At 75.5% G+C, this 20,781-nt stretch carries 14 protein-coding genes and 1 riboswitch; of the genes, 10 read left to right on the top strand and 4 right to left on the bottom strand.

Going from position 1 to position 20,781, the window contains the following annotated elements:
• Positions 1 to 10 precede the first annotated feature (10 nt).
• From ACFVX9_RS06005 to ACFVX9_RS05990, 4 genes are read left to right on the top strand one after another with little or no spacing between them, the layout of a single operon-like run.
• The gene (locus tag ACFVX9_RS06005) at positions 11 to 1,702 is read left to right on the top strand and encodes a (2,3-dihydroxybenzoyl)adenylate synthase (protein WP_387980617.1); all 1,692 of its coding nucleotides are present in this window, start codon (positions 11 to 13) and stop codon (positions 1,700 to 1,702) included.
• A gap of 13 nt (positions 1,703 to 1,715) precedes the next feature.
• Positions 1,716 to 2,357 (top strand): isochorismatase family protein, encoded by a 642-nt coding sequence (locus ACFVX9_RS06000; protein WP_363366835.1) that lies wholly within the window; start codon positions 1,716 to 1,718, stop codon positions 2,355 to 2,357.
• A 5-nt stretch (positions 2,358 to 2,362) separates the two neighbouring features.
• Positions 2,363 to 2,587, top strand: coding sequence for a phosphopantetheine-binding protein (locus ACFVX9_RS05995; RefSeq protein WP_063349844.1), 225 nt, complete (start codon positions 2,363 to 2,365; stop codon positions 2,585 to 2,587).
• Complete coding sequence (locus tag ACFVX9_RS05990) at positions 2,587 to 3,348, top strand: AMP-binding protein (RefSeq protein WP_387980615.1); 762 nt, start codon at positions 2,587 to 2,589, stop codon at positions 3,346 to 3,348. The genes ACFVX9_RS05995 and ACFVX9_RS05990 overlap by 1 nt, the downstream gene beginning before the upstream one ends.
• Before the next feature lie 168 nt (positions 3,349 to 3,516).
• Here ACFVX9_RS05990 and ACFVX9_RS05985 read toward each other — a convergent pair whose 3' ends face one another.
• Positions 3,517 to 4,641, bottom strand: coding sequence for an amidohydrolase (locus ACFVX9_RS05985; RefSeq protein ID WP_387980613.1), 1,125 nt, complete (start codon positions 4,639 to 4,641; stop codon positions 3,517 to 3,519).
• A 124-nt stretch (positions 4,642 to 4,765) separates the two neighbouring features.
• On the opposite strand from ACFVX9_RS05985, the gene ACFVX9_RS05980 reads away from it, so the two are divergent.
• Genes ACFVX9_RS05980 through ACFVX9_RS05965 form a run of 4 tightly spaced genes read left to right on the top strand, consistent with a single transcriptional unit; the run spans position 4,766 to position 14,283 of the window.
• Positions 4,766 to 12,121 carry an amino acid adenylation domain-containing protein gene (locus tag ACFVX9_RS05980; protein ID WP_387980611.1) on the top strand — a complete coding sequence of 2,452 codons (7,356 nt, stop codon included), beginning with the start codon at positions 4,766 to 4,768 and terminating at the stop codon, positions 12,119 to 12,121.
• Positions 12,114 to 12,299 (top strand): MbtH family protein, encoded by a 186-nt coding sequence (locus ACFVX9_RS05975; protein WP_063349847.1) that lies wholly within the window; start codon positions 12,114 to 12,116, stop codon positions 12,297 to 12,299. The genes ACFVX9_RS05980 and ACFVX9_RS05975 overlap by 8 nt, the downstream gene beginning before the upstream one ends.
• Complete coding sequence (locus ACFVX9_RS05970; protein WP_387980609.1) at positions 12,296 to 13,684, top strand: DHA2 family efflux MFS transporter permease subunit; 1,389 nt, start codon at positions 12,296 to 12,298, stop codon at positions 13,682 to 13,684. The genes ACFVX9_RS05975 and ACFVX9_RS05970 overlap by 4 nt, the downstream gene beginning before the upstream one ends.
• Positions 13,685 to 13,731: 47 nt before the next feature.
• Positions 13,732 to 14,283: a Uma2 family endonuclease gene (locus tag ACFVX9_RS05965; protein ID WP_380335984.1), complete on the top strand. Its 552-nt coding sequence runs from the start codon at positions 13,732 to 13,734 to the stop codon at positions 14,281 to 14,283.
• Between the two features lie 24 nt (positions 14,284 to 14,307).
• Here the strand turns inward: ACFVX9_RS05965 and ACFVX9_RS05960 are convergent, their stop codons facing one another.
• From ACFVX9_RS05960 to fhuB, 3 genes are all read right to left on the bottom strand, one after another.
• Positions 14,308 to 15,162, bottom strand: coding sequence for an MBL fold metallo-hydrolase (locus ACFVX9_RS05960; RefSeq protein ID WP_387980606.1), 855 nt, complete (start codon positions 15,160 to 15,162; stop codon positions 14,308 to 14,310).
• A 12-nt stretch (positions 15,163 to 15,174) separates the two neighbouring features.
• Positions 15,175 to 15,242, bottom strand: a riboswitch (guanidine-III (ykkC-III) riboswitch).
• 73 nt (positions 15,243 to 15,315) lie between these two features.
• Complete coding sequence (gene fes / locus ACFVX9_RS05955; protein WP_380489718.1) at positions 15,316 to 16,431, bottom strand: enterochelin esterase; 1,116 nt, start codon at positions 16,429 to 16,431, stop codon at positions 15,316 to 15,318.
• Positions 16,432 to 16,452: 21 nt separating this feature from the next.
• The gene (gene fhuB, locus ACFVX9_RS05950) at positions 16,453 to 18,618 is read right to left on the bottom strand and encodes a Fe(3+)-hydroxamate ABC transporter permease FhuB (RefSeq protein WP_387980603.1); all 2,166 of its coding nucleotides are present in this window, start codon (positions 18,616 to 18,618) and stop codon (positions 16,453 to 16,455) included.
• A gap of 105 nt (positions 18,619 to 18,723) precedes the next feature.
• On the opposite strand from fhuB, the gene ACFVX9_RS05945 reads away from it, so the two are divergent.
• Positions 18,724 to 19,749: an ABC transporter substrate-binding protein gene (locus ACFVX9_RS05945; RefSeq protein WP_387980601.1), complete on the top strand. Its 1,026-nt coding sequence runs from the start codon at positions 18,724 to 18,726 to the stop codon at positions 19,747 to 19,749.
• A gap of 135 nt (positions 19,750 to 19,884) precedes the next feature.
• Complete coding sequence (locus ACFVX9_RS05940; RefSeq protein ID WP_380489714.1) at positions 19,885 to 20,670, top strand: ABC transporter ATP-binding protein; 786 nt, start codon at positions 19,885 to 19,887, stop codon at positions 20,668 to 20,670.
• Positions 20,671 to 20,781 lie beyond the last annotated feature (111 nt).

The raw sequence follows: 20,781 nt of genomic DNA, 5'->3' as shown, positions 1-20,781 counted from the left end.
GAGTTTTCTGATGCAGGATCAGTTCGCCGGTGTGGACCAGGTCTCCCTTCAGGAGTCCGCCTTCACCCCGTACCCCGCCGAGTTCGCCGAGCGCTACCGGGCCGCCGGGTACTGGCGCGGCGAGACCTTCGGGCGGATGCTGCGCGAGCGCGCCGCCGCGCACGGCGAGCGGATCGCGATCGTCGACCCGGCGGGGGAGGGGCGGCGCTGGACGTACGCCGAACTCGACCGCCGCGCCGACCGGATGGCCGCCGGGCTGCTCGCCCGGGGGATCGGGCGCGGCGACCGCGTGGTGGTCCAACTGCCCAACGTGGCCGAGTTCTTCGAGGTGGTCTTCGCGCTGTTCCGGATCGGCGCGCTGCCGGTCTTCGCGCTTCCGGCCCACCGCGCCACCGAGATCGGCTACTTCTGCTCCTTCACCGGGGCGGCCGGCTACGTCGTCGCGGCCGTCGACAACGGCTTCGACTACCGCGAACTGGCCTCCCGGGTCAAGGCGGAGAGCCCGGCGCTGCGGCTGGTCCTGGTGGCCGGGGACGACCCGGGCGAGCACCTCCGGCTGGCGGACGTGCCCTGCGACGGGCCCGGTCCGGCCGAGGAGCCGGAGCCCGGGAGCGTCGCCTTCCTCCAGCTCTCCGGCGGCAGCACCGGTGTGCCCAAGCTGATCCCGCGCACCCACGACGACTACATCTACTCGCTGCGCGGCTCGGTCGAGCTGTGCGCGCTCGACGAGGACAGCGTCTACCTGTGCGCGCTGCCCGCCGCCCACAACTTCCCGCTCAGCTCGCCCGGTTCGCTCGGCACGCTGTACGCGGGCGGCCGGGTGGTGCTGTGCCCGCGGCCCAACCCGGAGACGGCCTTCCCGCTGATCGAGCGCGAGGGCGTGACCATCACCGGACTGGTGCCGCCGCTGGCCCTGCTCTGGCTGGACGCCGCCGAGCGCGACGCGGGCGGCCCCGGTGCGGGGGGCCTGGACAGCCTGGAGGTGCTGCTGGTCGGCGGCGCCAAGTTCAGCGCCGAGGCCGCCCGGAGGGTGGGCCCGGTGCTCGGCTGCACGCTCCAGCAGGTGTTCGGGATGGCCGAGGGGCTGGTCAACTACACCCGCCTGGACGACCCGGAGGAGCTGATCACCACCACCCAGGGCCGGCCGATCTCCCCGGACGACGAGGTCCGGGTGGTCGACGACCAGGACCAGGACCTGCCCGACGGCGTCACCGGCCACCTGCTCACCCGCGGCCCGTACACCATCCGCGGCTACTGGAACGCGCCCGAGCACAACGCCAACTCCTTCACGGCCGACGGCTTCTACCGCACCGGCGATCTCGTCCGCCGCACCCCCACCGGCCACCTGGTGGTCGAGGGCCGGGCCAAGGACCAGATCAACCGGGGCGGCGAGAAGGTCGCCGCCGAGGAGATCGAGAACCACCTGCTCGCCCACCCCGCCGTGCACGACGCGGCGGTGGTGTCGATGCCCGACCCCTACCTCGGCGAACGCACCTGCGCCTACGTCGTCCTGCGCGCCGAGAACCGCGAACAGCCGCCGAAGAGCATCGAGTTGAAGCGCTTCGTACGCCAGCGCGGACTGGCCGAGTACAAGGTGCCGGACCGGGTCGAGTTCGTCGACGCCTTCCCCGCCACCGGGATCGGCAAGGTCAGCAAGAAGGACCTGCGCGCCGCCATCGCGGCCGCACTCCCTACTCACTGAAGGAAAGACCACCGTGGGCCTGCCCCGCATTCCCTCCTATCCCCTGCCCGCCGCCACCGAACTGCCCGCCAACCGGGTCGAGTGGACGGTCGATCCGGACCGCGCCGTGCTGCTGGTGCACGACCTGCAGAACCACTTCCTGGACGCCTTCGACGCCGCCGCCGCGCCGGTGCCCGAACTCCTCGGGAACGTCGGCCGGTTGGCCGAGGCGGCGCGCGCCCACGGCATGCCGGTGCTCTACTCGGCCCAGCCCGGCGGGCAGAGCCCGGCCGAACGCGGCCTCCAGCAGGACTTCTGGGGCCCGGGCATCCCGGACGACCCGCGCGCGACGGCGATCGCCGACGCCGTCGCCCCCGCACCGGGCGACACGCTGCTCACCAAGTGGAAGTACAGCGCCTTCGTGCGCACCGACCTGGACCGGCTGCTGCGCGAGCAGGGCCGGGACCAGCTGGTGATCACCGGCGTGTACGCGCACATCGGGGTGCAGGCCACCGCCTGCGACGCCTGGATGCGCGACCTGCCGGCCTTCGTGGTGGCCGACGCGGTCGCCGACTTCGGCCCGGACGAGCACCGCGCGGCGCTGTCCTGGGTGGCCGGCCGCTGCGGGCAGGTCACCACCACCGACGCCGTCCTCGCGATGCTGGAAGGGAAGTGACGGGCATGGCCTTCACCGTGGAGCGGATCCGGGCCGAGGTCGCCGACCTGCTCGGAGAGGACCCGGCGGACGTCCCGCTGGACGAGAACCTGGCCGACTGGGGCCTGGACTCGGTCCGGCTGATGGCGCTCGCCGAGCGCTGGCGGGCCGAGGGCGCCGAGGTGGCGTTCGTGCAACTGGCCGAGCGCCCGGCCGTCGAGGCCTGGGCCGCACTGCTCGGCGCGGCCTGATGGAGACCGTGCTGCTGGAGGCCGCCGGGCCGCAGGCGCCCCCACGCACGGACCGGGCGGCGAAGTACCCGCCGACCACCGTCGTGGGGCCGGTCGAGGCGCAGGCGGCCCGGACCCCGGACGCCCCCGCCGTGCTGCTCGCGGGCGGCGCGGTCGTCACGTACCGGGACCTGAACGCCGCGGCCAACCGGCTGGCGCGCGCCCTGGCCGCGCGCGGCGCCCGGCCGGGGGCGGTGGTCGGCCTGGCGCCGGCCCGCCACCCGGCGCAGCTGCTGACCGCGCTGCTCGCGGTGGCCAAGTCCGGCGCGGCGTACCTGCCGCTGGACCCGGCGGACGCGCCCGGACGCCGGGAGCGGCTGCTCGCAGAGACCGCGCCGGTCTGCGTGCTGGGGGAGGGGGTGCCGGAGGCGCTGGCCGGGCTGGACGTGGACGGCGAGCTGGCCACCGACCCGCCCCGGGCGCTCACGCCGCAGCACCTGCTGTGTGTCGGGTACGGCCCCGGCGGGCGCCCGGACGCCGTCCGGCTCACCCACGCCGAGGCCGACCGCCGGGTGCGCGAGCTCCAGGCGGCCCACCCGCTCGGCCCTGGCGACCGGGTGCTGCAACTGGGCCTGCCGCTCTGGGAGTTCCTCTGGCCGCTGCGGACCGGCGCCGCCGTGGTGCTGGCCGACCCGCAGCGGCCGGGCGAGGTCGGGGAGCTGGTGAGGGAGCTGGGTGTCACGGCGGTGCGGGCGACGCCGGCGGCGCTGCTGGGCAGCTGACGGGGGCGGGGCGGGGGCGCCGTCGGGGCGAGGGCGAGCGCGGCGAGCAGATGACAACATTCAGCGAACAACTTTCAGATAACAGATGATGAAATCTGTTATCTGAAAGTTGTCACCTGTTATCTGTCGGCCGTCGGTCGGCAACCATCGGTCGTCAGCCGCCGGCTGTCAGGCGTTCGCCGCCAGGTCCGCCGCCGTCCAGGCCATGGCGACCGCGCCGTCCAGCACCGCCCGGTCGGCCTCCGCCCCCACCGCGGCCTCGGCGAACGCGGCCTCGTGCGGGGCGCAGGCGCCGCCGGTGATGTCCAGCACCGGGTGGATGGCGGGCACGGCGTGGGAGACGTTCCCCATGTCGGTGCACGCGAACGGCCCGCTCTCGACCGGCTCCGGCCGGCCGAGCGCCGCCGCGTTGGCCCGCCAGAGGGCGAGCAGGGCGGGGTCGGAGCGCATGTCCAGGTAGTCCGGTTCGGGCCGGTCGAGCGTCACCTCGCAGCCGGTGGCGAGCGCCCCGGCCCGGAAGCAGTCCTCGACCCGGGCGCGCAGCTGCGCGAGGTCCTCGGCCGCCGAGGCACGGATCTCGTACTCCGCGCTCGCGCTGTCGGGGATCAGGTTGGGCGCGGTGCCGGCGGCCGTGGTGATGCCGTGCACCCGCCACTGCGGCGGCAGGTGCTGGCGCAGCAGCCCGAGGGCGACCTGGGCGACGGTGAGCGCGTCGGCGGCGTTGCGCCCCTGGTGCGGGTTGAGGCTCGGGTGGGCGGCGCGGCCGGTGTAGCGGACGGAGAGGGTGCCGAGCGCGAAGGAGCGGAAGTCGGCGACCTCGACCGGGCAGGGGTGCACCATCATCGCCGCGTCCACGCCGTCGAAGGCGCCCGCCTCCAGCAGCAGCGCCTTTCCGGCTCCGCGCTCTTCGGCGGGCGCGCCGATCACCCGTACGGTGAGCCCGAGTTGGTCGGCGTACGGGGCGAGGCCGAGCGCCGCGCCGAGGCCGGCGGCGGCGATCAGGTTGTGCCCGCAGGCGTGCCCGAGGCCGGGCAGCGCGTCGTACTCGCAGACGAGTGCGACGGTGATCGGCCCGCTGCCGAGGCTCGCGGTGAACGCGGTGTCCAGTCCGTGCGCGGGCGCGGTGACGGCGTAGCCGTGGGCGCGCAGGAGTTCGGCGCACCAGGCGGCCGCGCGGTGCTCCTCGAACGCGGTCTCGGGGTGGGCGTGGATGCGGTGGCTGAGCGCGAGCAGTTCCGCGCGGTGCGCGTGGACGCGTTCGCGGACGGCCTGTTTGGTCGCGGTCAGGGGCATGGGCGGCGCCTCCGGGATGTCAGGGCCCCCGTACTGGGAGGCCGTTGACCAGATCATATGAAGTTAGATTAGGCTAACCTAACTAGGCGTTTCGTTCGCCGGACCCCGAGGAGCACCCCGAACCATGCCTGCCGTCGAAACCCAGGCCGTCGATGTCCCGCTGCTCGCCGCCCAGGCCGCCATCTGGTACGCGCAGTCACTCGACCCCGACAGCCCGGTCTACAACACCGGCGACGCCGTCGAGATCACCGGCCCGCTCGACGAGGGCCGGTTCGAGGACGCGCTGAGGCAGGCGGTCGACGAGGCCGAGGCGCTGAGCGCCGTCGTCGTCACCGGCCCGGACGGCACGCCCCGCCAGCAGCCGCGCCCCGGCCGCCGCTGGCCGCTGCACCACCTCGACCTGCGCGCCGCGCACGACCCGGCCGCCGAGGCCGAGGCCTGGATGCGCGCCGACCTCGCCCGCCCGGCCGACCTCGCCGAGGGCCCGCTGTTCACCCACGCGCTGATCCGCCTCGCCGACGACCGGTACCAGTGGTACCGGCGGATCCACCACCTCGCCGTCGACGCCTACGCGTTGAACCTCCTCGGCGAGCGCCTCGCCGAGCTGTACACCGCGCACGCCACCGGCGCCGAGCCCGCCGCACGCCCGTTCGCCACCCTTGCCGAGGTCGCCGCCGAGGAGGCCGCCTACCGGGACGGCGAGGAGTACCCGGCCGACCGCGCCTACTGGGCCGACCGCCTGGCCGGCGCCGACACCCCGGCGACCCTGCCGGGCAGCCCGGCGCCCGCGCTGTCCGCAACCCCGGCCCAGGCCCCCCTGCGCCTCACCGCCGAACTGCCCGCCGGCACCCGCGACCGACTGGAGCGCGCCGCCGCCACCGCCCGCGCCACCTGGGCCGAACTGCTCCTCGCCGCCACCGCCGGCTACCTGCACCGCCTGGCCGGCACCGAGGACGTCGTGCTCGGCCTGCCGCTCGCCAACCGCCGCGGACCGGCCGCCCTGCGCACCCCCGTCGCCGCCGCCAACGTCCTCCCGCTGCGCCTGGCCGTCCGCCCCGCCGACAGCGCCGAGGCGCTGCTGCGCCGGGTGGTCCGCGAGCTGCGCGCCGTCCGCCGCCACCAGCGCTACCCGCTGGAGGACCTGCGCCGCGACCTCGGGCTGACCGGCGAGCGGCGCGCCCTGTTCGGCCCGATGGTCAACATCAAGGCCTTCGAGGGCGATCTCGACCTGGCCGGCCTGCCCGGCGTCGTCCGCAACCTCGCCGCCGGGCCGGTCGACGACCTCGCCGTCGGCGTCTCGCCCGCCCCCGGCGGCGCGCTGCGCCTCGTCCTGGACGCCGACCCCGCCCGCCACGACACCGCCTCGCTCGCCGCCCACCGCGACGGGCTGCTGCGCTACCTCGACGCCCTCACCGACCTGCTGCTCGCCGCCCCGCAGACGCCCATCGCCCGGATCGACCTGCTCGACCCGGACGGCCTGCGCCGCGCCACCGCCGGCCGCGCGGAGCCGCCGCTCGACCGGACGCTGCCCGAGCTGTTCGCCGCGCAGGCCGCCCGCACCCCGGCCGCCGTCGCCGTCCGCAGCGGCAAAACCGCCCTCACCTTCGCCGAGTTGGACGCCGCCGCCAACCGCCTCGGCCACCGCCTGAACGCCCTCGGCGTGCGCGCCGGTGCGCCGGTCGCGCTCGCCCTGCCGCGCGGCGTGGACACCCTGGTCGCGATGCTCGGCGTGCTCAAGGCCGGCGGCGCCTGCGTCTCCCTCGACCTCGCCCACCCCCGGCAACGCCTGGCCGCCGTCCTGGACGACGCCCGCCCGGTCTGCGCGGTCGGCACCGTCGACGCCCTCGCCCAACTGGACCTGCCGGCCGGCCTGCCCACCGTGCTGCCCGGGGACGCGGACGCCGAGCCCGCCACCGCGCCCCCGGCCCCCCGGCCCCACCACGCCGCCTACGTACTGCACACCTCCGGCTCCACCGGCCGCCCCAAGGGCGTCGTCGTCACCCACGCCTCGCTGGCCAACCTGTACGCGGGCCACGGCGAGGACCACATCGCCCCGGCCGTGCGCCGCACCGGCCGCGAACGCCTGCGCGTCGCCCACAGCGCCTCGTTCGCCTTCGACGCCTCCTGGGACCCGGTGCTGTGGATGGTCCACGGCCACGAGCTGCACCTGCTCGACGACGCCACCTACCGCGACCCGGCCGCCCTGGCCGGCCACCTGCACCGGGAGCGCGTCGACTACCTCGACGTCACCCCCTCCTACCTCGAAGTCCTGCTCTCCGAAGGCATCCTGGACGAGGAGTGGCACCGCCCGGCGGTCATCGCGGTCGGCGGCGAAGCCACCCCGCCCGCCCTCTGGCAGCGCCTCACCGCCGCAGCCGGCCTGCACCCGATCGACCTCTACGGCCCGACCGAGACCACCGTCGACGCCTACGCCTGGACGCCCGGCCCCGACGGCGCCCCGGTCGGCCGGGTGGTGCGCGGCTCCCGCGCCTACGTCCTCGACGGCTCGCTGCGCCCCGCGCCCGACGGCGTCGCCGGCGAACTGTACGTCGCCGGGGCCTGCCTGGCCCGCGGCTACCTCGGACGCCCCGACCTCACCGCCGAACGCTTCCTCGCCGACCCGTTCGGCCCGCCCGGCGACCGGATGTACCGCACCGGCGACCTCGCCCGCCGCCGACCGGACGGCACCCTGGAATTCCTCGGCCGCGCCGACGACCAGGTGAAGATCCGCGGCTTCCGGATCGAGCCCGGCGAGATCGCCGCCGTCCTCGCCGAACTGCCGGGCGTCGCCCAGGCCGTGGTGATCGCCCGCTCCGGTCCGCAGGGCAAGCGGCTGCTCGGCTACGTCGTCCCCGAGGCGGCTCCCGAGACAGCCTCCGAGGCGGTTTCCGAGTCCGAGGCGGCTCCCGAGGCCGTCCCCGAGACCGTTGCCGAGGCCATGTCGGAGGACGCCGTCGAACCCGCCCCCACCCCCCGCGTCGCCCTCGACCCGGCCGCGCTGCGGGCCGCGCTCGCCGCCCGGCTGCCCGGCCACATGGTCCCGGCCGCCGTCCTGGTCCTCGACGAACTGCCGCGCACCGCCCACGACAAGCTCGACCACCGCGCCCTGCCCGAACCCGCCGCCGCCGAGCCCGGCACGGCCCCGGCCACGCCGCAGGAGGAACTGGTCTGCGGGCTGTTCGCCGACGTCCTCGACCTGCCGCAGGCACCCGGGCGGGACGCCTCCTTCTTCGACCTCGGCGGCCACTCGCTGCTGGCCGGCCGCCTCGCCGCCCGGCTGCGCGAGACCTTCGCCGCCGCCGTCGGGTTCGCCGACGTCTTCCGCCACCCGACCCCGGCCGCGCTCGCCGCGCTGCTCGACGCGCACCCCGGCGGCGAGCCCGAGGGCCGCCCCGCGCTGGTGCCCGTGCCGCGCACCGACCGGATGCCGCTGTCACCCGCCCAGCGCGGCCTGTGGTTCCTGCACCGGCTCCAGGGCCCCAGCCCCACCTACAACATCCCGCTCGCCCTGACCCTCACCGGCCCGCTCGACCGGACCGCCCTCACCCTCGCCCTCGGCGACCTCGCCGCCCGGCACGAGGTGCTGCGCACGGTCTACGGCGAGGAGCCGGACGGCACGCCGTACCAGCGGGTGCTGCCCGCCGCGCCCGTCGAACTGCACGACGGCACCGAGCTCGCCGAAGCCGTCCGGCACGCCTTCGACCTCACCGGCCGGCCGCCGCTGCGCGCCACCCTGTTCACCCACGGCCCGGCCGAGCACACCCTGCTCCTGCTGCTCCACCACATCGCGAGCGACGGCGCGTCCACCACCCCGCTGGTCCGCGACCTGTCCGCCGCCTACACCGCCCGGCTGGCCGGCCGCGCACCGGAACTCCCGGCGCCAGCAGTGCAGTTCGCCGACCACGCGGCCTGGCAGCGGCAGCTGCTCGGCACCTCCGAGGCGCCCAGCCCGCTCGCCGCGCGGCAGTCGGAGTACTGGCGCACCGCCCTGGCCGGCCTGCCCGACCAGCTGGAACTGCCCACCGACCGCCCGCGCCCCGCCGTCGCCGGCCACCACGGCGCCACCGTGCCCTTCACCCTCGACGCCGAGGCGCACGCGGCCCTCGCCGTGCTCGCCCGGACCGCCGGCGGCACCGTCTTCATGGCCGTCCAGGCCGGACTCGCCGCCCTGCTCACCCGGCACGGTTGCGGCACCGACATCCCCGTCGGCACCCCGGTCGCCGGCCGCGACGACCCCGAAACCGCCGACCTGGTCGGCTACTTCGTCAACTCCGTGGTCCTGCGCACCGACACCTCGGGCGATCCGACCTTCCGCGAGCTGCTCGGCAAGGTCCGCAGCACCGTCCTCGCCGCCCACGAGCACGCCGACCTGCCCTTCGACCGCCTGGTCGAGGAGCTCAACCCGCCGCGCTCCCTCGCCCGCCACCCGCTGTTCCAGGTGATGCTCGCCTGGCAGAGCCGGCCCGACGAGCCCCACCCGCTGGGCGGCGGCCTCACCGCCCGGATCGCCGCCGTCCCCAGCGGCACCGCCAAGTTCGACCTCACCCTCAACGCGGGCGAGCTCCCCGGCGGCGGCATCGGCGGCTTCCTGGAGTACCGCACCGACCTCTTCGACGCCGCCACCGTCGAAGGGCTCGCCACCCGCCTCGCCCGGCTGCTCACCGCCGCCGCCACCGCGCCCGACACCGCGATCGGCCGGCTCCCGCTGATCGGCGAGGAGGAGCGGCTGCGCGCCCTCGTCGAGTGGAACGGCACCCCGCACACCCCGGCCCCGCACACCTCGGACACCTCGGCCCCGCACACCTCGGCCCCGCACACCCCGGCCCCGGACACCACCCTGGCCGAGCTGTTCGAGGCCGCGGCCGCCGCCAACCCGCAGGCCGTCGCCGTCAGTTGCGGTGACGAGCAGCTCGACTACACCGAACTCGCCGCCCGCGCCGACCGCCTGGCCCGGCTGCTGGCCGCCAACGGCATCGGCCCCGGCACCATCGTCGCCCTCGCCCTGCCGCGCTCGCTCGAACTCGTCGTCGCCCTCCTCGCGGTGGCCAAGTCCGGCGCCGCCTACCTGCCGCTCGACCCCGACTACCCGGCCGACCGCCTCGCCTACATGCTGGCCGACGCCGCCCCCGCCGCCCTGCTCACCGACCGCGCCACCGCACCCCGGCTGCCCGCTCACCAGGTGCCCCAACTGCTCGTCGACGGACCGGAGTCGGACGCCCACCCGGCCACCCCGCTGGCCCAGCACGAGCGCACCCGCCCGCTGCGCGCCGAGGACACCGCCTACGTCATCTACACCTCCGGCTCCACCGGCCGGCCCAAGGGCGTGCCCGTCACCCACCACAACGTGGTCCGGCTGTTCAGCTCCACCGACCACTGGTTCGGCTTCGGCGCGGACGACGTCTGGACCCTCTTCCACTCCTACGCCTTCGACTTCTCCGTCTGGGAGCTGTGGGGGGCCCTGCTGCACGGCGGCCGCCTGGTCGTCGTCCCGCACCTGGTCAGCCGCGACCCGGCGGCCTTCCTCGACCTGCTCGCCCGCGAACGCGTCACCGTGCTCAACCAGACCCCGTCCGCCTTCTACCAGCTCAGCGCCGCCGACCGGGACCGCCCCGGCGCCGAACTCGCCCTGCGCTACGTGGTGTTCGGCGGCGAGGCGCTCGAACTGGCCCGGCTCGACGACTGGTACGCCCGCCACCCGGAGGACGCGCCCACCCTGGTCAACATGTACGGCATCACCGAGACCACCGTGCACGTCTCCTACATCGCCCTCGACCGGGCCACCGCCGCCGCCGGGAGCAGCAGCACCATCGGCGTCAACATCCCCGACCTGCGGGTCTACGTCCTGGACCAGCACCTCCAGCCCGTCCCGCCCGGCGTCACCGGCGAGATGTACGTCGCCGGGGCCGGCCTGGCCCGCGGCTACCTCGGCCGCCCCGACCTCACCGCCGGGCGCTTCGTCGCCGACCCGTACGCCGAACTGTTCGGCGAACGCGGCACCCGGATGTACCGCTCCGGCGACCTCGCCCGCCGCCGCGCCGACGGCGTCCTGGAGTACTTCGGCCGCGCCGACCAGCAGGTGAAGCTGCGCGGCTTCCGGATCGAACTCGGCGAGATCGAGGCCGTGCTGGCCGCCCACCCGGGCGTCGCCGACGCCGCCGTGGTCGTCCGCGAGGACGCCCCGGGCGACAAGCGCCTGGTCGGCTACGCGGTCACCACGGCGAGCCCCGAGGAGTCGCACGCCGTCGCCGCCGTCGCCGCCGTCGCGGCCGTCACCCCCGAGAACCTGCGCGCCCACGCCGCCGCCGAACTGCCCGCCCACATGGTGCCCTCCGCCGTCGTCCTGCTCGACCGGCTGCCGCTCACCGCCAACGGCAAGCTCGACCGCCGCGCCCTGCCCGCCCCCGACGCACCCGCCACCGGCGCCGGACGCCCGCCGCGCACCCCGCGCGAACAGCAGCTGTGCGAACTCTTCGCCGAGGTGCTGGGCGTCGCGGCGGTCGGCGTCGACGACGACTTCTTCGCCCTCGGCGGCCACTCGCTGCTGGTCGTCCGCCTCGCCGGGCGGATCCGCGAACTGCTCGGCCTGGACGTCGGCATCGGCACCCTGTTCCAGTCGCCCACCGTCGCCGCCCTCGACACGGCCCTGGCGGCCGGCTCGCAGAGCGCCGACGCGCTGGACGTCCTGCTCCCGCTGCGCCCCGCCGCGCCCGGACGCCGTACCCCGCTGTTCGCCGTCCACCCCGCCGGCGGCCTCAGCTGGTGCTACACCGGCCTGATCCGCCACCTGCCCGCCGACCAGCCGATCTACGGCCTCCAGGCCCAGGGCGTCGGCGCCGCCACGGCGGCCCGGCCCCTGCCGCAGACCCTGGACGAACTGGCCGCGCACTACGTCGACCGGCTGCGCGAGGCCCAGCCCGAGGGACCGTACCGGCTGCTCGGCTGGTCCACCGGCGGGATCATCGCGCACGCCGTCGCCGTCCGGCTCCAGGACCTCGGCCACGCCGTCGAACTGCTCGCGATCCTGGACGCCTACCCCGCCGAGGGCTTCCGCGACCTGCCCGTCCCCGACCAGGCCGAGGCGCTGGAGGCGCTGCTCACCATGGGCGGCTACGGCCCCGAGGACCTCGCCGGGCGGCCGCTCGAACTCGCTGCCGTCACCGAGCTGCTGCGCCGCGAGGGCAGTCCGCTCGCCGGGCTCGACGACGCCACCGTGGCCGCCCTCAACCGGATCTACCTCAACACCAACCACCTCGTCCGGGGCCACGACCACCGCCCCTTCGACGGCGACGTGCTGTTCTTCCGCGCCACCGTCGACACCATCGACGAGACCCTGGTGCCCGAACTCTGGATCCCGTACGTGTCCGGCCGCATCGACAACACCGACGTCGCCTGCTCGCACAAGGACATGACCCTGCCCGCCCCGATCGCGCACATCGCCCGCGTGATCACCGACCACCTGGAGAAGTCCTCCGATGAGTGACGCCCCCGCCAACCCCTTCGACGGTGACGGCGAGTTCCTCGCCCTCGTCAACGACCAGGGCCAGCACTCGCTCTGGCCGGCCTTCGCCGCCGTCCCGGCCGGCTGGAACGTCTCCCACGGCCCGTGCGAGCGCGCCGACGCCGTGCAGTGGATCACCGCCCACTGGACCGACCTGTGACCCCTCCGGCCGTCGAGGCCGCCCCGGCGCGCCCCTTGCTCGCGGGGCGCGCCGCGGTGGTCGTGGTCTACACCGCCGCGATGTGCATGAACGGCCTGGACTCGACCATCGTCAACCCCGCGCTGTTCACCATCGCCGAGGACTTCGGGCGGCCCGTCTCGGCCGCCAACGCCGTCGAGACGGCCTTCCTGGTCGGCCTCGCCGTCGGCCTGCCGGTGGCGGGCTGGCTCGGCGACCGGTTCGGCGTGAAACGGGTCTTCCTCGGCTCCCTGGCCGCGTTCACCCTCGCCTCCGCCCTGTGCGCCGCCGCGCCCGGCCTCGGCTCGCTCGCCGCCGCGCGGGCCGTCCAGGGCGTGGCCGGCGGGCTGCTCACCCCCGTCGGGATGACCCTGCTGTTCCGGGCCTTCGCTCCGCACGAGCGGGCCGGCCTGGGCCGGATCCTGATCGTCCCGACCGCCCTGATGCCCGCCCTCGGCCCGCCGCTCGGCGGCCTCCTGACCGAACACCTCTCCTGGCACTGGCTGTTCCTGGTCAACGTGCCGATCGGGGTCGCGGCCGTCGTGACCGGGCTCATCGGCCTGCGCGCGGCGGACGAGCCCCCGGCCGGCCGCTTCGACACCACCGGCTTCCTGCTCGCCACCCCCGGCCTCGGACTGCTCACCTACGCGCTCGGCTTCGGCCCGGCGCACGGCTGGTCCTCGCCCGGAGTGGCGCTCAGCGGCGTGGCCGGTCTCCTCCTGCTCGTCATCGCCGTCCGACACCAACTCCGCGCCGCCGAACCACTGGTGGACCTGCGGCAGCTCGCCGACCGCACCTTCGGCACCGCCACCTGGCTGGCGCTGCTCACCTCGGCCGGCCTGATGGGCGCCCTGTTCGTCCTCCCGCTGCTCTACCAGGCCGCCCTCGGGGCCTCGGCCCTCGACGCGGGGCTGAGCGTCTTCCCCGAGGCGATCGGCCTGATGGCCGCCTCCCAGGTGGTCGACCGCCTGCTGCCCCGGTTCGGCCCCCGCCGCCTCGCGCTGCCCGCGCTGCTGCTCGCCGCCCTCGTCCTGGCCGCCCTCGGCTTCGCCGAGAACCCCTGGGCCGTACGGGCGTTGATGTTCGCGGTCGGGCTCGTCCTGGGCACCGCCGTGCTCACCGTCCAGATCGCCGGCTTCGCCGACGTCCCCGGGCCCGCGATGGGCCGGGCCATGGGCCTGTTCACCATCGTCCGCACCCTCGGCGGCGCCCTCGGCATCGCCGCCACCGCCGCCCTCATCGGCGCCCTGGACACCGACGGCGGCTCACCCGGCCCCTACCGCCTCGCCCTCCTGCTCACCGCCGCCCTGGTCGCCGCCGGCACCCTCCTCGCCACCCGCCTCCCCCGGGAGGCGCCGGCACCCTGAATCGGCTCCGGCTGCCGTACGGTGGCCGGAGCACTGGAGGAGAGTCCATGAACCCCGAGCGCTACCGTCTTCTCGAAGAGGCCCGGCGCAGTCTCCCGGACGGCTACAAGGTGGAGTTGTCCGGCGACATCATCGTCATGCAGGCGTCACCGTCGTCGGTCCACCAGCTGAACCTCGCGCTGGTCCAACGCCAGTTCGAGGCGCACTGCCCTCCCGGCTACTTCCCCACCGGGAACAGTGATCTCTCCTCACCCGAGGTCGGCTCCGTGCGCAATCCCGACCTCACGTACCTGCCCGAGGACGTCATCGACCTGGCCGGCCACGACATCCCCGCCGAGCTGGCCCTGATCGCGGTCGAGATCGTCTCCCCGTCCAATCCCGAGAACGACTGGACGGGGAAGGTCCGCGACTACCCGCGCATGGGCTTCCCGCTCTATCTGATCGTGGACCCGCGGCAGCGGACGGCCACGCTGTTCTCCGAGCCGAACCACGACCGGTACCACACGAGGACCGAGCGGGAGTTCGGCGGGACGATCAGCGTTCCCGATCCGTTCGGCTTCGAACTGGACCTCGCGCGGCTCGTCCCGTACAAGGACTGATCGCCGAGCGCCTGACCGATGGGCTCAGGCGCTCGGCCAGAGGATCAGGTCGGGCAGGGCGTGCCGGCGCGGCCGGTCGCCGAGGTCGGCGAGTGCGGTGCGGATGGCCCGGAGGTGTCCGACGGTCAGTTCCAGGGGCGGCTCGTCGGGCTGGTGGGTCGTGCGGATGGGGTAGTCGACGCCGGGGGTGCGGGTCATCTCGATGTGGCAGCCGAGCAGATGCGTCACGGGGCGGCGTTCGGCGAAGTCGATCAGCCGGTCGACGGTGCGGGTGAAGGCCGGCCAGTCGTCGATGTAGAGGCGGCCCGGGTAGACGGTGTCGCCGGTGAGCAGCAGGCCCGTCCACGGGTCGTAGTAGGTGACGGCCGCCGGGTGGTGGCCCGGGGTGGCCAGGCATTCGAGCACCCGGCCGCCGCCGAGGTCCACCTGCGCGACGGCGTCCGGGTCCTGGTCGAAGCCGAAGTACGGCCAGGCCGTGGTCGGGTCGGCGCCGACCAGGGTCGTCGCGTGCCGGTCGGCGAACTGCCCGTCGCCCGCGACGTGGTCGCCGTGCGGGTGGGTGTGCAGGACGAGCAGCCCGTAGCCGTCGCGGGGGTTGTCGGCGAGCCACCGGTCGATGAGCCCGTCGACCACGGTGCGCAGCGGGAAGTGCGCGGCGGAGGCGGTGGCCCCGGTGTCGATCAGGACGGCCCGCTCGCCCCCGAACAGCAGGAACAGGAACGGCGCCTCGTAGTTGACCGCCTTGTTCTGCCGCAGGATGACGGTGTGCTCGTCGTACGCGTGGACCTGGATGTCCGGGTCCGTGTTGTGCTTCGCGGACGGGGATCCGTGGATCCACCGCACATCGAGCGGACGGGCGATCGGGGCACCGGCGGCCATGACGTCTCCCTGGGTGCGTCGTCTTGGCGGGCCGGGTACGGCGCACATCTCGTCCGGGGCGGTCGCCGGCGCGCCGCCACCGGGACGCTAGCACGCCCCCGTCGCCGCGCGCCGGTCCGCCGATTCGTCGATTCGCCGATTTGCCGGGAACCGTCAGGCACGCCCCAGCAGGTGCGCCAGCCCGTCCGCCAGCCCGCCGCGCCAACAGGCGTAGTCGTGGCCGCCGTTGAACTCGCGGTACGCGAGGTCGTAGCCGCGGGCGGTGAGGACGTCGCGCAGGTGGCGGTTCTGCGGGAGCAGCATCCACTCCTGGAGGCCGACCTCGACGTAGAACCGGGCCTCCCGCCTTTGCTCGCGGGCGAATTGGCGGGTCAGCCACTCACTGCCCTCGTCGAACTCCGTCTCGTCCGGCCACCAGAAGGAACCGGACTGGCAGAGCGCGCCGCCGAAGCGGTCGGGGCGTCGGAACGCGGCGAAGGCGGCGGTGAGGCCGCCCGCGCTCTGGCCGGCGATGACGGTGCCGGCCGGGTCGGTGGTGGTGCCGAACTCGGCTGCCGCCCAGGGGAGGAGGCGGTCGGCGAGGAGGTCGACGAAGGCCGGGTTGCAGCTGAGGTCGTCGGGGCGGCAGGGGCCCATGGTGTGGACGAGCAGGGCGACGGTGGGCGGGATGGCGCCGTCCGCCGCGAGGTTGTCGAGGGTGTCGCCGACCGACAGCACCTCGCCCCACATCTCGCCGTCCAGCAGCACGGCCACCGCGAACGGCCCGCCACCGGCGGACGCTCCGCCACCGGCGGGGAGGTGGACGTCCACCCGCCGCCCGGCCACCTCGTGGGCCACCGTCCGCCCGCGCGGCACGCCGTCGCGCCGCCGGGCGTACGGCTGGGCGGGGGCGTCGGGCAGGCTGAGCACGGACGACGGGTGGCGCCCGTCGCGGGCGGGCAGCCGGGGGGCGGCGTCGTGCGGGTCGGGGCGGGCGTGGTCGAGGACGCGCAGCCAGTCCGCCCGGGTGGTGCCGGGGGCGTCCCCCCGGAACGGGTACAGCTGGTAGGACGCCCGGTGGTCGGCGCGCAGCCGGTAGGTGATCGACCAGCGGCCGTCGTCGCGGCGGGTCATCAGGTGCGGGGCGAGGTCGCCGGCGTGCCGGTCCTTGTCGGTGACGGTGTGCAGGAGGGCGAGCACGCCGTCGCACGACGCGTCCTCGTGCACGAAGGTGACCAGGCGGTAGGCGGGGTCGGCCGGATCGGGCGCGACGAGGGGAAGGGTTTCCATCTGCGGGACTCCTCGGGGAGGTTAGGCGGGGGTGCCCTTGCGGCCGAGCAGCACCCAGAGCAGGAAGGGGCCGCCGAGGACGGTGGTGACGATGCCGACGGGGATCTCCACCCCGCCGATCAGCACCCGCCCCACGGTGTCGGCGAGCACGACGAGGACGGCGCCGGTCAGTGCCGAGCCGAGGACCGGTACGCGCGCCGGCCCGGCCAGCCGCCCGGCGATCACGGGCGCGGCCAGCGCGACGAAGCCGACCGGCCCGCACACGCCGACGGCCAGTCCGGCCAGCGCGACGGCCAGCAGCAGGCAGCCGAGCCGGACCCGGCCCGGGTCGACGCCCAGCGAGGCGGCCACGTTGTCGTCGAAGCGCAGCACCGCCAGCCGCCGGGCCGCCGCCAGCGCGAGCGGCACGAGCACGGCCAGCCCGATCAGGACCGGGGTGGCGACGGCGTAGTCCCGCCCGTTGAGGCTGCCGGAGGTCCAGACGTACAGCGAGCCGGCCGAGTTGAGCGAGCGGCGGGCGAGCGCGACCTGGATGACGGCCGAGGCGAGCGCGGACATCGCGAGGCCGACGACCAGCACCCGGTAGCCCTGCGCGCCGAGCCCGCCGGAGACCAGGGTGACGACCAGGACGGCGGCCAGCGCGCCGAGCGGGCCGGCCCACCAGGCGCCGAAGGTGCCGGAGACGGTGGCGGAGATCAGGACGGCGGCGGTGGCGCCGTCGTTGACGCCGAGCAGTTCGGGGGTGGCGAGGCGGTTGCGGGCGAGGGTCTGGGTGAGGCAGCCGGCCAGGCCGAGGGCGGCGCCGGCGGCGAGCCCGGCGACGATCCGGCCGAGCCGGAACTTCTGCACCAGCAGCACGTCCAGCCGGTCGCCGTAGCCGAACACGGCCTGGAGGGTGCGGCCGAGGCCGAGTTCGCTCTGCCCGGCGTGGGCGGACACGACGACGACGGCGAGCAGCGCCGCGGCCAGGGCGAGCGAGGCGAGCAGCGCCCGGCGGGGGAGCAGCAGCGACCAGGCGCCGCGCCGCAGCACCAGGTCGGGTTTGGGCGCGGGCGGCTCGGACCGCCGGACGGGGGCGGGCTCGGCCGGATCGGCCATGCCGAGCGCGGCGGTCCGGCGGGAGCGGACGATCGCGATCAGCGCGGGGGCGCCGACCAGGGAGACGATCACCGACACCGGCGCCTCGAACGGGCGGGCCACCACCCGGGCCAGCACATCGGCCCCGGTGAGCACGGCGGCGCCGAACAGCCCTGCGAGCACGGTGAGTTGCCCGACCCTGGGGCCGGCGACGGCCCGCCCCAGGAACCCGGCGAGCAGGCCGAGGAAGGAGATCGGGCCGGCCAGCGCGACGGCCGAGGCGGTCAGCAGGGTGACGGCGAAGGCGACCGCGGCCCGGGTGGCGCCGGGGCGGTGGCCGAGGCCGCGGGCGAGGTCGTCGCCGAGCGCGAGCGCGGTGAGCGGCCGGGTGGCGAGCAGGGCGAGCAGGAAGCCCACGCCGAGCACCGGGGCGAGCTGGCGCAGCGTCGTCCAGCCCTCCACCCCGGCCAGCGAGCCCAGCACCCACACCCGGTACCGGTCGTACGCCTCGGGCGAGTTGACGATCAGCACGCCGGTGAGCCCGCCGAAGGTGGCGCCGACCGCCGAGCCGCCGAGCACCAGCCGCATCGGCGACCCGCCCCGGGCGCCCGCGATGAGCAGCACCAGCGTGCTGGCGAGCACGGCGCCGCCGAAGGCGAAGGCCAGGTACCCGTACGAGGTCTGGATGCCGAGTACGGCGATGCCGAGCACGACCCCCAGGGAGGCGCCGGCGTTGACGCCGAGCAGTCCGGTCTCGGCGAGCGGGTTGCGGGTGACGGACTGCAGTTGCGCCCCGGCGACCCCGAGTGCGGCGCCGACCAGCAGGGCGGTGGCCGTGCGGGGCAGGCGCAGGTCGCCGACGACGAGGGCGAGCCGGCTGTCCGCGCGGGCGCCGTGGCGGTTCAGCAGGTAGTCCAGCACCCGCCCGGGGCCGACCTCCCCGGCGCCGACGGACAGTGAGAGCGCGGCGAGGGCGAGCAGGACCGCGACCGCGCCGAGGGTGATCGGCCAGGCGGCGCGGCGGCCGTCCCCGCGCGGTGGTGGCGGTGGCGGCGGGGCGTCCGGCTCGGTGCGGGACTCCCCGGGGGCGCCCACTTGCGACAATGTCATAAGGTAAGGCTAACCTAATGAGCGCATCGTCCTGTGGGCACCGCCACCGTGCCGGGTCACCCGGACGCCGCCCAACCCCCGTACCACCGCTGCCCGGAGGCACCCATGCCGTTCGCCCAGAGCCCGCTCCACCCCGTCCGCCGCCGCGCGGCCCGGGCGCTGGCCGTCACCGGGGCGGCCGCCCTCCTGCTCGCCGGGTGCGGCTCCTCCGGGTCCTCCTCCGGATCCTCGGGCTCCGCGGGCGGCTCCTCCGCCGCCGGCAGCCCGGCGGCGGACGTGGCCGGCGGCAAGCGCACCGTCAAGGACGCGACCGGCAAGGCCGTCGAGATCCCCGCCGCGCCCCAGCGGATCGTCACCCTCACCCAGGAGGACCTCGACGCGGTGCTCGCCCTCGGCGTCAAGCCCGTCGGCATCACCAACGGCCAGGGGCTCAACGAGCCGCCCGCCTACCTCAAGGACAAGGTCCAGGGCGTCCCGGTGGTCGGCAACCTGCTGCAGCCCGTCATGGACAAGGTCATCGCCGCCAAGCCCGACCTCATCCTGGCCGGCGACATGCAGGACGAGCAGATGCTCAAGCAGCTGCGCGAGATCACCCCCGCCACCCTCGTCACCATGGCACCCACCGACGACTGGAAGCTCGCCTTCCGCGGCATCGGAAACGCCGTCAACAAGCTCGACCAGAGCAACAAGGTGATCGCCGACTACGAGGCCAAGGCCGCCAAGGCCGGAGGCGACCTCGGCAAGAACAAGGGCGCGGCCGTCTCCATCGTCCGCTGGAACCCCACCGGGCCGAGCTGGATGGAGAAGAAGCAGTTCGCCAGCGGCGTCGCCCTCGACATGGGCCTCACCCGCCCGGCCGCGCAGGACAAGGACGGCAACGCGCACAGCCCGGCGCTCAGCCTGGAGAAGCTCGCCGAGATCGACGGCGACTGGCTGTTCCTGTCCACCCTCACCGACGACGGCAAGACCGCGCTCAAGGACGTCCAGTCCAAGCCCGCCTACCAGGAGCTGGGCGCGGTGAAGAACAAGCACGCCGTCACCGTGGACGGGTCGGTCTGGTCCACCCGCGGCGGGCCGCTCGCGGCCGACGTGGTCATCGGCGACATCGGCAAGGCGCTCGCCGCCTCCTGACCGGCCCGCGTTCGGGCCCCGTTCCGGGCCCGCGTCCGCGCTCGGGCTCGTACCCGGCCGGGCCCGCGCCCGTGCCCGGCCGGCCGGCACCTCGCCCGGCCGGCCCGCAGCCCCCTCCAACCGAAGGAACCCTCGATGGAGTTGACGATCCAGGGCCTCACCGCCGGCTACGGCCCCGGCCGCCCGGTGCTCGCCGGCGTCGACCTCACCGTCCCGGCCGGCCGGGTGGTGGCCGTCGTCGGCCCGAACGGCTGCGGCAAGTCCACCCTGCTGCGGGCCGTCGCCCGGCTGCACCGGCCGGACGGCGGGCGGGTGCTGGTCGGCGGCGAGGACGTCTGGCGGCTGCGGCCGCGCCAGGCCGCGCACCGGGTCGCGCTGCTCCCGCAGAGCCCGCAGGCCCCCGAGGCGGTCACCGTCGCCGGACTCGTCCGCTACGGCCGCCACCCGCACCAGGGGCTCTTCCGCCAGTGGTCGTCCGACGACGAGCGGCTCACCGCGCGGGCGCTGCGCGCCACCGGCGTCGAGGAACTCGCCGACCGCCGGCTGGACCGGCTCTCCGGCGGCCAGCGGCAGCGCTGCTGGCTCGCCATGGTGCTCGCCCAGGACGCGCCCGTCGTGCTGCTCGACGAACCCACCAGCGCGCTCGACCTCGGGCACGCCGTCGAGGTGCTGGAACTGGTCCGCGAGGTCGCCGCCGGCGGGCGGACGGTCGTCATGGTGCTGCACGACCTCGCGGCGGCGGCCCGTTACGCCGACCTGGTCGTCGCCCTGCGCGACGGCTCGGTGGTGGCCTGCGGCCCGCCCCGCGAGGTGGTCGACGCACCGCTGGTGCGCGCGCTGTACGACATCGACAGCGACGTGCTCGCCGCCCCCGGCGACGGCGCTCCGGTGATCGTCCCCCGGGCGGCGTCAGTACGTTGACGATGCGTCAGGTGTGACCTGGCGGGCGACGGGAGGCGGGTGGCGGGGCAGGCGGCGTGTCGCCTGCCCCGTTCACTCGTTCGACGGGTTTGCGCCCCGGAAGCCGCGGAA

Origin of the sequence: Kitasatospora sp. NPDC058243, from assembly GCF_042882025.1 — a bacterium.
In the GTDB taxonomy this organism is placed as follows: domain Bacteria; phylum Actinomycetota; class Actinomycetes; order Streptomycetales; family Streptomycetaceae; genus Kitasatospora.
Note: the sequence above shows the minus strand (reverse complement) of the source record. Positions and strands in the feature narration are given on the sequence as shown.

Coding starts and splice junctions, on each gene's coding strand:
- fes (WP_380489718.1), bottom strand. CDS start 16,431: ATGGAAACCCTTCCCCTCGTCGCGCCCGATCCGGCCGACCCCGCCTAC.
- ACFVX9_RS06005 (WP_387980617.1), top strand. CDS start 11: ATGCAGGATCAGTTCGCCGGTGTGGACCAGGTCTCCCTTCAGGAGTCC.
- ACFVX9_RS05945 (WP_387980601.1), top strand. CDS start 18,724: ATGCCGTTCGCCCAGAGCCCGCTCCACCCCGTCCGCCGCCGCGCGGCC.
- ACFVX9_RS05990 (WP_387980615.1), top strand. CDS start 2,587: ATGGAGACCGTGCTGCTGGAGGCCGCCGGGCCGCAGGCGCCCCCACGC.
- ACFVX9_RS05975 (WP_063349847.1), top strand. CDS start 12,114: ATGAGTGACGCCCCCGCCAACCCCTTCGACGGTGACGGCGAGTTCCTC.
- ACFVX9_RS05960 (WP_387980606.1), bottom strand. CDS start 15,162: ATGGCCGCCGGTGCCCCGATCGCCCGTCCGCTCGATGTGCGGTGGATC.
- ACFVX9_RS05985 (WP_387980613.1), bottom strand. CDS start 4,641: ATGCCCCTGACCGCGACCAAACAGGCCGTCCGCGAACGCGTCCACGCG.
- fhuB (WP_387980603.1), bottom strand. CDS start 18,618: ATGACATTGTCGCAAGTGGGCGCCCCCGGGGAGTCCCGCACCGAGCCG.
- ACFVX9_RS05965 (WP_380335984.1), top strand. CDS start 13,732: ATGAACCCCGAGCGCTACCGTCTTCTCGAAGAGGCCCGGCGCAGTCTC.
- ACFVX9_RS05940 (WP_380489714.1), top strand. CDS start 19,885: ATGGAGTTGACGATCCAGGGCCTCACCGCCGGCTACGGCCCCGGCCGC.
- ACFVX9_RS05995 (WP_063349844.1), top strand. CDS start 2,363: ATGGCCTTCACCGTGGAGCGGATCCGGGCCGAGGTCGCCGACCTGCTC.
- ACFVX9_RS05980 (WP_387980611.1), top strand. CDS start 4,766: ATGCCTGCCGTCGAAACCCAGGCCGTCGATGTCCCGCTGCTCGCCGCC.